Raw genomic sequence first — 12,697 nt, 5'->3', positions numbered from 1 at the left:
GGTAGTCTCTATTCGGCGCGAAGCGCGTCCATGGAGCCAACGAAATACGGTTCCTTGATCGCGTAGGCACCCATGCCGTACTTCTCTAGGATAGCCTTGTACGTGCCGTTCTTGAACAGCTCGGCAAGTGCCGCCACCATCATGCCGGCGGTCTCCTTGTCGTCCTTGGCGATCGCCATGCCGAGTGGCGCGACTTCATAAAGCGTCGGCAGGACCACCAGTTGCCCTTTGCTCGTCACCTCGAAATAGCTCGATGCCGTGGCATCGTCCATACGCCCGTCGACGCGGTCCGAAAGCACAGCCTGGACGATATCGGTAGAGGAATTGAACACCGACTTTTCGATCGCCTTCTGGCCCTTGTCGGTGCATTCCTTGCCGAGCTTGTCGACCAGGAAATCCGAAGCACTGCCGGCCGAGACGCCTATGCGCTTGCCACAAAGCGGCGTGTCGCCGCTGAAGCTCGCCTTCTTGTCGGGTGACGTCGATACGGCGAGGCCCGCTTTCAGGAACATGACGAAATCGACCTGCTTCAGGCGCTCCGGCGTGGCCGAGAAGGTCTCCCAGGCGATCTTAAAGCGGCCGGCCGCGAGGCCCGGGATCGTCGACGGAAACGGCGTGCGCTGGATATCGAGCTTGGCGTCGACGAGCTTGGCCACCTCGCCAGCGAGTTCGATGATGATGCCGGTCTGCTTGCCGTCGGCGTCGAGATATTCGAACGGCGCGAAGTCCAGCGTGTTGGCGACGGCGAGCGTTCCGCTCTGTTTCACCTCAGCCGATTTCGGCACATCGGCGGCTTTGGAAACCCCACCCCAGACGGTGGCGGAGACCGCCAGCGCGAGACTGGTCATTCGCAGATATCTGTTCATTGCTGTTCCCCTTTCTTGTGCTTGTTTACGATCTTTGTGGCAGAGCCCGAGCCGGTGGCCGGCGCGGGCTCGGCATTCCTTACGAAGCAGCGGCTTCGGCCGCCTTCTTCTTGCGGTAGTGATAATTCTTGTCGATGCGCTCCATCAGGTAATCGCCATAGAGCACCGGCTCGTATTTCGGCTGTGTGCCGGCCGGCACGCAGACCGGAAGTGCGGCGATCGTTTCATCCATGGACGGATCGAAGAAGAAGGGCTGCGAATAGCGCTCGCGTCCGGAGCGGTTGATGACGCGGTGCGGCGTCGAGACGAACTGGTCGTTGGACCAGCGCGCCAGGATGTCGCCGACATTCATGACGAAGGAATCCGGAACCGGAGGTGCTGGAACCCAGTCACCGGCCTTGTTCTTGACCTCGAGGCCGCCGACATTGTCCTGCGCCAACAGGGTGATGAAGCCATAGTCGGTGTGGGGGGCCGAGCCGAACAGGCCCTCTTCCTGGGGCTGCGTCGGATAGTGCAGCAGCCGCAGGAAGGTCGTCGGCTGCTCGAAATAGCGGTCGAGGCTGTCGGAGGGCAGCCCGAGCGAGAGCGCGATGGCGCGCACCATCTTGCGGGCGAGCGTGCCCATCTCCTGGACATAGCGCTCGAGGGTCTCCCTGAAGCCGGCAAGAGCGGCCTCGTCAGGCCATTGGTTGGGGCCTTGCAGCGGCTTGCCGGCCAAAGCCCGGGGATCGTCGGCGCCGACCTCGTGCATGAAGAAGATCGATTCGCTCTGGTTCGGCTTGCTGACCGCCGCCACGGACGAGGTCACGATGGTCGAGCCGGCAAAGGGCAGGAAGCCGCGGAAATTCTTGTCGATCTTCAGCTTGGCCTTCTCCTCCTCGGGCAAGGCGAAGAAACGCTTGGAGGCCTCGCGGACCGCTTCGACATCGGCGCGCGGAATGGGGTGGCCGGTGACATAGAGGAAGCCGATCGTCTCGAGATAGCGGCGCAGTGTCGCTGCCGTTGCCCGGATCGCGGCTTCGTCGTCGCCATAGAGCGCCGAGACGTCGAGGATCGGAATTTCGGAAAAATCGCCGCGCTCTTGTCCATCCATTTTCGAACACCCTGTCTTGAACATAAGATACAGTACTGTATTTCTACACATCCGAACGGCCTCATCAATAGGCTTTCGATCGCAAAACGAAGGACGCGGCATCATGGCACCACGCAAGATCATCATCGACACCGATCCCGGCCAGGATGACGCCTTCGCCATCCTCTTCGCACTGGGGTCGCCCGATGAACTCGACGTGGTCGGCATCACCACGGTCGGCGGTAACGTGCCGCTTGCACTGACCTCGAAGAACGCGCTCAAGGTCGTCGAGCTTGCAGGGCGGCCGGATGTGCCTGTTTATGCCGGCTGCCCGGCGCCGATGGTGCGCACGCTGATCACCGCCGAATATGTCCACGGCGAAACCGGCCTCGACGGCGCCGACCTTGCCGAACCGGTGACGCCGCTACAGGACGAACACGCGGTCAACTACCTGGTGCGCGCGATCATGGACGCGCCTGAAGGCGAATTGACCGTCTGCACGCTCGGGCCGATGACCAATCTGGCCATGGCGATGACCATGGAGCCGAGGATCGTGCCTCGGCTGCGCGAAGTGGTGCTGATGGGCGGCGGCTTCTTCCAGGGCGGCAACGCCACGCCGGCCGCCGAGTTCAACATCTTCGTCGACCCGCACGCCGCGCACAAGGTGTTCGCCAGCGGCGTGCCGGTGACCATGGCGGGTATCGACTGCACCTACACCGCACTGATGACGCCCGAATGGCTGGACCGCCTGCGCGCCACCGGCAGCCGCGCCGCGATCGAGGCTGCGAACCTGGCCGACTTCTACCGCCAGTACGGCACCCACAAATTCGAGACGCCGGCGCGCCCCATCCACGATGCCTGCGTGACAGGTTATCTCCTGGCGCCGCAAATCTATGAACAGCGCCAGTGCGCGGTGACGGTCGACATTGTCTCGCCGGAGACGATCGGCATGACGGTCGTCGACTGGTGGCATGTCACCGGCCGGCGCAAGAACTGCAATGTGCTGCGGCGCATCGATCCGGCGCCGTTCTTCGAACTCATGCTGGAGCGGATAAGCGCATTGCCCTGAGTTGCGCCTTCCGCGATAGATGGACACTTGATGAGTCGCGAAGCGCATCGGAGCCGGCGAACGGATTGCTGGCGTTGAGCATGGCGATGAAGGTCTTGACCACATGAAAGTCGACAGCGCCCCTGCCAGAGGCAAGAGACCGCCCAAAGCCGCCGCGCCCGCGAAGGCGGCGCGGCAGACGCTGAGCCGCGAGGCCTGGATATCGGCGGCGCGCAAGGTGCTGGAGAAACACGGCATCGGCGAGGTCAAGATCGACCGCCTCGCCAAGCAATTCAAGGTGACGCGCGGCAGCTTTTATTTCCATTTCACCAGCCTGGCCGATCTTCGCGACGGACTGCTGCAGGAATGGCGGGACATCAATTGCCAGCCCTTCTGGGCGATGCGCGAGATACTAGATATAGATGGCCTGCAGTTCTTCACCGACATCGTGCATGTCTGGGTCGACGAGGCCCCGTTCAGTCCCCTGCTCGACCTCGCCGTGCGCGACTGGTCGCGAACTTCGAAAAAGCTGGCGCGGGAGGTCAAGGATATCGACGATCTGCGTATCGAGCTCCTGATCCGCTCCTTCCGCGCCATGGGTTATCCCGAGGACGAGAGCTTGGTCAGGGCCCGCATCACCTATTTCCACCAGATCGGCCAATACGCTCTGTCCTTCAAAGAGGACCCGGCGGTGCGCCGGAGCTACCAGCCGCTGTTCGGCGAAGTGCTGCTCGGCCCGCTGGTCCAGGAGCCGGGTTCAGCGCCGAGGCCGGTGGAAATACGCGGCGGACGGCGATAGCAGGGCGAAGGCGCATCAGCCCGTTGGGGGTATCGCGATGCCGGCATGGTGACTTCCCAACTGCCAGAAGGGTAGCCGGAACCGTTCACGCTCCGCTTCGACGACATGGAAGCCCGCCGCCCGGATCAGGTGCAATGGATCGCGGTTGAGGTGGCAGCCGCCGGCGAGTCGGCCCCAGGACCGGTTCAGACGCTCCTGCCATTTGCGGCAGCGCGGCCCCTCGGCCTGGCCATGCTCGATGAAGATCAGCCGGCCCGTGGGCTTCAGGATGCGCCGGATCTCGGTCAGCGCCGCCTCGGGATCCGGAATGGTGCAGAAGGCATAGGTGACGACGACCGTGTCGGCGAAGGTGTCGATCAACGGCAGTCTTTCACCGCTGGCCCGGATACAGTCGACCTTGAATGGCAAGGAACGGCTCTTCGGTTCGGCCAGGCCGAGCATCGTGCCGTCGGGATCGACGCCGACCAGCCGCTTCACCCTGCCGGCGTCGTAATAGGGAAGGTTCAGGCCAGACCCGAAACCGACCTCGACGACAACGCCATCTGCCCGTGGGATCAGGCGCCGTCGCATATGCGTGAAAGCGCGGGCCGAACAGCCGACGTGGACGAAGTAGGGAGCCATGCAGCGCGCGTACCAGGAGAGACAGGATTGGCACATGTCTCAGCCTCCTTGCCCTGCGCCGGCAGCACCAATAGAGGCGCCACCGGCGGCAACAGGCCCTGCAGTGCAATGGTGGATGAGAGTATTGACCAGTGACATTTCTCGCTCCAAGGGAGTCTCATGATCGGGCCCGATCGGCCCGATGTCGTGGGAATGGATAGAAGGCCGGCGTCCCCTCAGCGTCCCCGCATGGCCGTGGTCGGATCGATGGAGCGATTGGAATTCCGATTTCTGGGTTTTCCGGAGTTCCGCTTGAGCGGCCGGCGGGTGGAACTTGCCTTGCGCAAGGCGGCGGCGCTCCTCATCTACCTGGCCGAGGCCGGCGGACCGGTGGCGCGCGATGTCGTCGCCACGCTTCTGTGGCCCGAGACCGACGAACAGGCCGCTCGCGCCCGCCTTCGGCGGACACTCTATAAAATCCGCATCGCGTTCGGCAGAGAGATCATCGCCGCCACAGGCGCCTCGCTGAGCCTGCACCCGGCCTTGTCCGCCGAGATCGACACCAGGGTTTTCGAGCAGGCCTGCAATTCCCGCTCTCTCGACGAGGCAGCCGACATCTACAACGACGATTATCTCGCCGGCTTCTCGCTGCCGGACAGTCCGGAATTCGAGGAATGGATCTTCTTCCGGCGAGAGACCTTGCGCGGCCGGCTGGTGCAGGCGCTGGAGCGGCTCGTCGAAGCCAAGATCGCCGGCGGCGAGCCGCGCGGCGCGGTCGTTCATGCGACACGGTTGACGGCGCTCGACCCTTTGAGCGAAAGCGCGCACCGCCACCTGATCCATGTCCACCTGGCCGCCGGGGACAGGGCCGCGGCCGAGCGCAAGATTGAGACGTGCATCCGGCTCTTGCGGGACGAACTCGGCGTAGCGCCGGACCCCGCCACGCTAGCCATGCTGCGCGAGCCAACTCAGGACGCTACCGTGGACGTGCCCAGGACGTGCTACGTCGCAGTGGACGGCATTCACATCGCGTACCAGATCGTCGGTAGCGGCCCGACGGACATCGTGCTTGTTCCCGGCTTCATTTCGCATGTCGAGCGTATCTGGGAAGACCCGGGCTGCCGCGTCTGGCTGACCGCGGTTTCGCGCCTGGGTCGCCTGATCCTCTTCGACCGGCGCGGCATGGGGCTTTCAGACCGCGTCGGCGCCCGCCCCACGGTCGAGGCGACGGCGCAGGATATTCTGGCGGTCATGAACGCGGCCGGCAGCGGCCGGGCCTTGCTGGTCGGTGCGTCGGAGGGCGGGCCGGGCTGCATCCGTTTTGCAGTCGAGCATAGCGACCGGCTGAGCGGCCTTGTTCTCTGGGGCTCGCTGGCGAAGGGCAGCCGCGCCCCCGACTATCCCTACGCCTTGACCGTCGCGCAGTATGATCTGTGGAAGCAACGCCTGCTCGCGGGTTGGGGTGGCCCAGCGGAAATCGAAACCTTCGCCCCAAGCCTCACTGGCGACCGTCAGGCGAGGACCTGGTGGGCCGGATTGCTCAGGGCAGCCTCCAGCCCGGGCGCGGTCGCGGGCCTGCTCGAGGCATTACGGGATGCAGATGTCCGTCACCTCCTGGCAAAAGTCTCCGCCCCGACGATGGTCCTCCACCGTTCAGGCGACCGCGCCGTGCGCATCGAGGCCGGGCGGTTCCTCGCGTCCAGGATTCCGGGCGCCCGGTTCATCGAGGTCGACGGCGACGACCACTGGTTCTGGGTCGGCGACCGGCAGTCCCTGCTCGACAGCATCAGTGCCTTCGTACGACGCGGCTGATCCCGCCTCACGCCGTTTTCTGCGCCTCCAGCCCCAACTCTTCCACCATCGCCTGACGCATCAGGAATTTCTGCGGCTTGCCGGTCACCGTCATCGGCAATTCGGTGCGGAAGCGAATGTGGCGCGGTATCTTGTAATGGGCGATCTGGCCCGCACAGAAGGCCTTGATTTCCTGTTCGGTGGCGACCTGGCCGGGTTTGAGCACGATCCAGGCGCACAACTCCTCGCCATATTTGGCATCCGGGATGCCGAAGACCTGCACTTCCCGCACCTTGGGATGACGGTAGAGGAATTCCTCGACCTCCCTGGGATAGACGTTCTCACCGCCGCGGATGACCATGTCCTTGACGCGGCCGACAATGTTGCAATAGCCCTCGGCGTCGATGGTGGCGAGGTCGCCAGTGTGCATCCAGCCGTCGGTGTCGATTGCCTCACGGGTCTTTTCGTCGTCGTCCCAATAGCCTTTCATCACCGAGTAGCCGCGCGTGCAAAGCTCGCCCGGCGCGCCGACGGCAACGGTGGCGCCATCGGCATCGACCGCCTTGACCTCGACATGCGGATGGATGCGCCCGACGGTCGACACGCGCTTTTCCAGCGGATCGTCGGTGCTGCTCTGGAACGAGACCGGACTGGTCTCGGTCATGCCGTAGGCGATGGTCACCTCCGACATATGCATCAGCGACACCACTTTCTTCATCACCTCGATCGGGCATGGCGAGCCGGCCATGATGCCGGTGCGCAGGCTGGAGAGATCGAAGGATGAGAAATCCGGATGGTCGAGCATGCCGACGAACATGGTCGGAACGCCGTAGAGGCCCGTGCAGCGCTCCTGCGCGATCGCTTTCAGCGTCAGGCCGGGATCAAAACCCTCGCAAGGGAAAACCATGGTCGCGCCTTTCGACACACAACCCATCGTGCCCATCGACATGCCGAAGCAATGATAGAGCGGCACCGGGATGCAGAGCCGGTCGTCGACAGTGAGCTTGATGGCCGAAGTGACGAAGTTGCCGTTGTTGACGATGTTCAGATGAGTGAGCGTCGCGCCCTTGGGAGCGCCTGTCGTGCCTGAGGTGAACTGGATGTTGATCGCGTCGCCCGGCTTCAGACCCTCGGAGATGCGGTCGAGGCTGTCATGCTCGTCGCGGCCGGCCATGGCCAGCACGTCGCCGAAATTGAACATGCCTGGCGAGTTCTCCTCGCCCATGCGGATGACGATCCTCAGCGCCGGCAATTTGGCGGCCTTCAGCTTGCCCGGCGTCGCCGTGGCGATTTCCGGCGCCAGCGTCTCGATCATGCCGAGATAGTCCGAGGTCTTGAAGCTCGCCGCCGTCACCAGAGCCTTGCAGCTGACCTTGTTCAGGGCATATTCCAGCTCGGTCAGCCGATAGGCCGGGTTGATGTTGACCAGAATCAGGCCGATGCGGGCGGTGGCGAATTGCGTCACCAGCCATTCCCAGCGGTTGGGCGACCAGATGCCGACGCGATCGCCCTTGCGCAGGCCGAGCGCCAGGAAGCCGGCGGCCAGCGCATCGACGGTGTCCGACAGTTCGCTCCAGGAGAAGCGCTTGTCCTGGCCGACGAAGATTGCGGCATCGAGCGTGCCGTATTTGCTGACGGTATCGGAGAACAGGGCCGGAATGGTCTCCTCCAGCAACGGCACCTTGCGCTCGCCCGAGACATGCGCCTTGCCGTGGACGGGCGCGACAAAGACAATGCCGGAGCGCGCGCCGCGTCCGCGCAGATTGGTGGCGTTCTTCAGCTCGTCGAGATTGACCGGCATCGCTCTCTCCTCCCAGCACGGACCTAGCCTATCAGCCTGCCGGAACGGTGGAAATCCCGCCGATGGTAGTGACACCCCTCCCGCCAGGGAAAGCAGGCTATCCGACCGTCGCCGTCATTTTCGCGGCTATATCCCGGAAGATGGCCTCATCGGCGGCGGAACGATCTTTCTTCGAGGCCACCAGGCAGGCCTGCGACTTCAGCACGACGCCATCGCCCAGCACCTTGAGATGGTTGGCGCGCAGCGTCGAGCCCGTGGTGGTGATGTCGACGATGACGTCGGCAAGGCCGGCCGCCGGCGCGCCTTCGGTGGCGCCGAGGCTTTCGACGATGCGATAGACCTGGATGCCGTGCTTGAGCGAAAAGAACTGCTGCGTCAGCCGCCAGTATTTGGTGGCGATCCTGAGCCGCCGGCCATGGCGCTGGCGGAAATCTGCGGCGACGTCATCGAGATCGGCCATGGTGTCGACATCGAGCCAGATCTCGGGCACCGCGACCACGACATCGGCATGGCCGAAGCCGAGACGGGCGACGATCTCGGCCCGCGCTTCCCAGTCGGCGAGATTTTCCCGCACAAGGTCCTCGCCGGTGATGCCGAGATCGACCGCGCCCTGCCCTATTTCGCCCGATATTTCGGAAGCCGACAGGAAGACCACTTCGACATTGTCCATGCCCTCGACGCGGGCGTGATATTTGCGCTCGTCGCCGGGCAGGCTGACGGCGAGGCCGGCCTTGGCCAGCACCTCCAGCGCCTGCTCCTTGAGCCGGCCCTTGGACGGGATCGCCAGCGTGATCATGGTGCCGTCTCCCGCAACGCCTCGATGCGGTCGAGCCACACCGAGAAGCCGACACCGGGGATCGCGGTCTTGGCGCCGAGCAGCGTCAGCAATCTGTCATAGCGGCCGCCACCGGCCAGGGGACGCTCGCCACTTGCGGCCGCGACTTCGAAGACCACACCGGTGTAATAATCGAGCGGACGGCCGAAGGCGGCGTCGTAGCGGATTTTTCCCGACGGCAAGCCATGCGCCTCGATCGCCTTGGCGCGGGCCGCGAATTTTTCCAGCGCCGCACCCAATGAAAGTCCGGCGCCGGCGGCGAAGGTTTCCAATGCCTGGGCCGCGCCATCGAGCGGCACGTCGATGGCCAGAAAACCTTTCAACGCCGCGAAGGCCTCGTTCGACAGCCGCACGCTGCGCAACTCGGCTTTCTCGATCAGCCGCCGCGCGATGTCCGACGGCGCGCGCCCGGCCGATGCCGACAGGCCGGCCTCCTCCATGCCGCCGGCAATGTGCTGGGAAAGGCCGTCCAGATCGCCGTCGAGGACAAGCGCCGCGACCGGGCCGGAGAGCTGGCCGTTGCGCGGCGGGTTGGCGAGATCGGCGAGTGCCGCCTCCAGCATCGGCGCCGAGCCGAAGGCGCGGGCGAGCCGCATGCGCCATCCGCGCGGGAGCCCAAGCGCCGCCAGCACCGCCTCGAAGATGCCCTGATCACCGAGCGTGACCACCAGCGGCCTGCCGGGCAGCACCAGCGAAAGCAGGGCGTGCGCGTCAGCGACAGAGCGGGCATCCGCTTCAGCCGTGTCGCGGTCGCCGAGATCCTCGATGCCGGCCTGGAAGAATTCGTTGCCGCCCTCGCGGCGCTGGCGAAACACCTCGCCGAGATAGGAATAGCGGCGCGGCGTGCCGGCCTGGCTGGTTATGTGGTCGAGACAGACCGGAATGGTGAATTCAGGCCGCAGGCAGAGCGTCTGCCCGGTCTCGCTCTCGGTCAGGAAGATGCGGCGACGCAGGTCCTCGCCGGCCATGTCGAGGAACGGATCGGCCGGCTGCAGCACGGCAACTTCCACCGCATGCGTGTTGCGGGTTGCGAAGAGCGCGATGATGTCGGTTGATATGGCGGGGTAGCGGGAGGTCATATGCCGCGCCCTTCCCTTCTCCCCCTGTGGGAGAAGGTGGATCGGCGCGCAGCGCCGAGACGGTTGAGGGGTGCGTGTCGGAATGAAGCGTTTGCGTTCCCTGGAACACCCCTCATCCGACCTCGCTTCGCGAGGCCACCTTCTCCCACAAGGGGAGAAGGACAAGAGCGCGCGGCGCTCGTCACTTGGTCCGCTCCTGGGCCTGCGCCGCCAAGATCTTCTTCACTTCGGCGACCAGCTCGCTTTCCGCCACCGTCACCTGCGCCGGGCGCGCGGCGCGCCATTCGGCATTGTCGGTGATTTCGGCGGACATGCGCGCGCCTTCGATCAGGTCCTTGATCTGCAGTTCACCCTTGGCGCGCTCGTCGCCGCCCTGAATGATGGCGACCGGACAGCCGCGACGGTCGGCATATTTGAGCTGCGCCTTCATGCCGGCGCCGCCGAGGTACATTTCGGAGCGGATGCCGGCGGCGCGCAGTTCCGCCACCATCTTCTGGTAGCGGCCGAGGCTTTCCGTGTCCTTGTCCATGACCAGCACGACAACCGGCGCGATCACGTCGGCGCTTCCGAGCTTGCCAAGGTTCTTCAGCGCCGTCATCAGCCTGGAGACGCCGATGGAAAAGCCCGTCGCCGGCACCGGCTCACCGCGGAAGCGTGAGACCAATCCGTCATAGCGGCCGCCGCCACCGACCGAGCCGAAGCGTACGATCTGGCCGTCCTCATTGGGGATCTCGGCCAGCAGTTCGGCCTCGAAGACGGGACCCGTGTAATATTCCAGGCCGCGCACGACGGAACGGTCCATGGCGATGCGGTCCTCGCCGTATCCGGCGGCCCTGACCAAGGCTTCGATCGTCGCGAGTTCGCCGACGCCCTCCTGGTAGACCGTGTTCCCGCTGACGCTGGCATCCTGGCCGGCCTGCGCATTGCGCGCCGTCGCCAGAAGGACGGCCTGGGCTTGAGTATCGTTCAGCCCGGCGCCCTTGGCGAAGTCGCCCTCGCCTTCCTTGCCGCCATCCCAACGCCCTGGGCCAAGCAGAAGCCGGACACCTTCCGCGCCGAGCTTGTCCAGCTTGTCGATGGCACGCAGCACGGTCAGCCGACGACCGGCATTCTCCTCGCCGCCAAGGCCGATTGCTTCCAGCACGCCGTCCAGCACCTTGCGGTTGTTGACGCGGATGACATAGTCGCCGCGCTTGATGCCGAGCGCTTCCATGACGTCGGCCATCATCATCGCCATCTCTGCATCCGCCGCAACGCCCGGCGTGCCGATCGTATCGGCGTCGAACTGCATGAACTGGCGGAAGCGGCCGGGGCCGGGCTTTTCGTTGCGGAACACCCAGCCGGACCGGTAGCTGCGGTATGGCTTGGGCAGGCGTTCGAAATTCTCGGCGACGAAGCGTGCCGTCGGCGCTGTTAGGTCGTAGCGCAGCGACAGCCACTGGTCGTCATCGTCCTGGAAGGAGAACACGCCTTCGTTCGGCCGGTCCTGGTCGGGCAGGAATTTGCCGAGCGCATCGGTGTATTCGATCAGCGGCTGGTCGGCCGGTTCGAAGCCATAGAGCTCATAGACCGAGCGGATCGTCGCCATCATCTTCTCGACGGCGCGGATGTCCTCGGCGCCGCGGTCGGCAAACCCGCGCGGCAGCCGCGCTTTCGTCTTTTCCGATTTGTCGGCCATAATCTGGGCACCCGATGGTTCATGACTTCGTGGCGCGGTAAATCTACCGCGTTCCACAGCGCGCGTTTCCTAACCGATGAAGCCGGGAGCGGCAAGGGTTGGCGCCCCGCGGCGCACCCGACGAGATCAGGAAAAATCGAAACCCTCTGAAACAAAAACACGCCAGAAGTGAAACAATGCCGCCATGAGCGCGGCATCGCGCCGACACAATCGCGGCCGATACAGCGCATCGAAACGAAGGGGTTCGGGACATGACCAGTGCAACGGAATTCCAGGCCAACGGCGAGGCCGGTGAACTGCCCACACGCTTGCGCCCTGCGGGCACCCATGCACCGAAAATGGCTGGCCAGGCGGCCGGGCCGTTCGATGTACCCGCCGACACCGGCAAGGGATCTTCCCTGCGCGACGCCCTGGTGACCGGCCTGCTGGTGATCTATCCGACAGTGGCCACCGTGGCGGCAATCGTCGCCGGGCTGTTCCTGGCCGGCGCCAACGGCACCTGAAACCGTCCGTTTCGCTGGATGCGATTTTCATTCTTGATCAGGGGATTGAGCATGCGACTGGGCTACGCATACGCGCTTGGCTGCGCGTTTTTACTTGGGGCGGCCAATCCGGCCAGCGCCGCAGGCTGCAAGCCGGGGGACGCGGGCCTTGCCGGCCATTACTACCTGCGCGGCGTCATGGAGGTCGGCTCCGAACTGCTGCTGAAGAAGGACGGCAGCTTCGAGTTCATGCTCGCCTATGGCGCCAATGACCAGTACGGTAAGGGCTGTTGGGTGAAAAAGGGCTCGACGGTCGAGGTCATCCCCGCCGGACGCAGTTCGGCATCGACGCATCATACGCCCGACGACAGCGGTTTCAGCGGCCTTGTGCTGAGCATTTCAGGCCGCAGCCTGGTGTGGGACATCAATGGCAGCGGGCACAAGGGACGTTTCGAGAAGTGAGGGCAGTGCGACACCTGGCAAGGTCGGCGCCGCCCCTCATCCGGCCTTCGGCCACCTTTGTATCTACACGAGAGAGATTTCGTGGGATTGAAGCGATTGAGCCAAGGTCCGGGCGGCCGCCCGGACCTTGGCTTGGCGAAGTCGCCCGTACCACCTGAGGTTACAGCCGCGGGAGAGCTTGGGA

General features: G+C 64.6%; 12 protein-coding genes. 5 read left to right on the top strand and 7 right to left on the bottom strand.

The features are described 5' to 3' along the window. Window positions 1-8: 8 nt before the first annotated feature. Both EN851_RS22040 and EN851_RS22035 read right to left on the bottom strand, forming a co-directional pair. Window positions 9-866, bottom strand: coding sequence for an ABC transporter substrate-binding protein (locus tag EN851_RS22040; protein ID WP_135930060.1), 858 nt, complete (start codon window positions 864-866; stop codon window positions 9-11). A gap of 79 nt (window positions 867-945) precedes the next feature. After that, window positions 946-1,959: a 2OG-Fe(II) oxygenase family protein gene (locus tag EN851_RS22035; protein WP_135930059.1), complete on the bottom strand. Its 1,014-nt coding sequence runs from the start codon at window positions 1,957-1,959 to the stop codon at window positions 946-948. A gap of 103 nt (window positions 1,960-2,062) precedes the next feature. On the opposite strand from EN851_RS22035, the gene EN851_RS22030 reads away from it, so the two are divergent. Further along, window positions 2,063-3,007: a nucleoside hydrolase gene (locus tag EN851_RS22030; protein WP_127870942.1), complete on the top strand. Its 945-nt coding sequence runs from the start codon at window positions 2,063-2,065 to the stop codon at window positions 3,005-3,007. 103 nt (window positions 3,008-3,110) lie between these two features. After that, window positions 3,111-3,785 (top strand): TetR/AcrR family transcriptional regulator, encoded by a 675-nt coding sequence (locus EN851_RS22025; RefSeq protein ID WP_135880934.1) that lies wholly within the window; start codon window positions 3,111-3,113, stop codon window positions 3,783-3,785. Between the two features lie 15 nt (window positions 3,786-3,800). Here the strand turns inward: EN851_RS22025 and EN851_RS22020 are convergent, their stop codons facing one another. Beyond that, window positions 3,801-4,442: a class I SAM-dependent methyltransferase gene (locus tag EN851_RS22020; protein ID WP_135930058.1), complete on the bottom strand. Its 642-nt coding sequence runs from the start codon at window positions 4,440-4,442 to the stop codon at window positions 3,801-3,803. 192 nt (window positions 4,443-4,634) lie between these two features. On the opposite strand from EN851_RS22020, the gene EN851_RS22015 reads away from it, so the two are divergent. Then, a complete protein-coding gene (locus tag EN851_RS22015) occupies window positions 4,635-6,197 on the top strand; it encodes an alpha/beta hydrolase (RefSeq protein ID WP_245520791.1) in 1,563 nt (520 codons plus the stop codon). Window positions 6,198-6,204: 7 nt separating this feature from the next. Here the strand turns inward: EN851_RS22015 and EN851_RS22010 are convergent, their stop codons facing one another. The 4 genes from EN851_RS22010 to hisS form a co-directional block, all read right to left on the bottom strand. Further along, entirely contained in the window at window positions 6,205-7,977 is a 1,773-nt protein-coding gene (locus tag EN851_RS22010; protein ID WP_135930057.1) for an AMP-binding protein, read from the bottom strand. Window positions 7,978-8,074: 97 nt separating this feature from the next. After that, window positions 8,075-8,773 (bottom strand): ATP phosphoribosyltransferase, encoded by a 699-nt coding sequence (gene hisG / locus EN851_RS22005; RefSeq protein WP_135930056.1) that lies wholly within the window; start codon window positions 8,771-8,773, stop codon window positions 8,075-8,077. Further along, entirely contained in the window at window positions 8,770-9,891 is a 1,122-nt protein-coding gene (locus tag EN851_RS22000) for an ATP phosphoribosyltransferase regulatory subunit (protein WP_135930055.1), read from the bottom strand. The genes hisG and EN851_RS22000 overlap by 4 nt, the downstream gene beginning before the upstream one ends. A 181-nt stretch (window positions 9,892-10,072) precedes the next feature. Beyond that, entirely contained in the window at window positions 10,073-11,569 is a 1,497-nt protein-coding gene (gene hisS / locus EN851_RS21995) for a histidine--tRNA ligase (RefSeq protein WP_127278596.1), read from the bottom strand. 251 nt (window positions 11,570-11,820) lie between these two features. Here hisS and EN851_RS21990 point away from each other — a divergent pair, with 251 nt between their 5' ends. After that, window positions 11,821-12,072 (top strand): hypothetical protein, encoded by a 252-nt coding sequence (locus tag EN851_RS21990; protein WP_127278595.1) that lies wholly within the window; start codon window positions 11,821-11,823, stop codon window positions 12,070-12,072. Window positions 12,073-12,123: 51 nt separating this feature from the next. Further along, entirely contained in the window at window positions 12,124-12,513 is a 390-nt protein-coding gene (locus tag EN851_RS21985) for a hypothetical protein (protein WP_127278594.1), read from the top strand. Window positions 12,514-12,697: the final 184 nt, after the last annotated feature.

It is taken from the genome of Mesorhizobium sp. M8A.F.Ca.ET.208.01.1.1, from assembly GCF_004791315.1.
In the GTDB taxonomy this organism is placed as follows: domain Bacteria; phylum Pseudomonadota; class Alphaproteobacteria; order Rhizobiales; family Rhizobiaceae; genus Mesorhizobium.
Note: the sequence above shows the minus strand (reverse complement) of the source record. Positions and strands in the feature narration are given on the sequence as shown.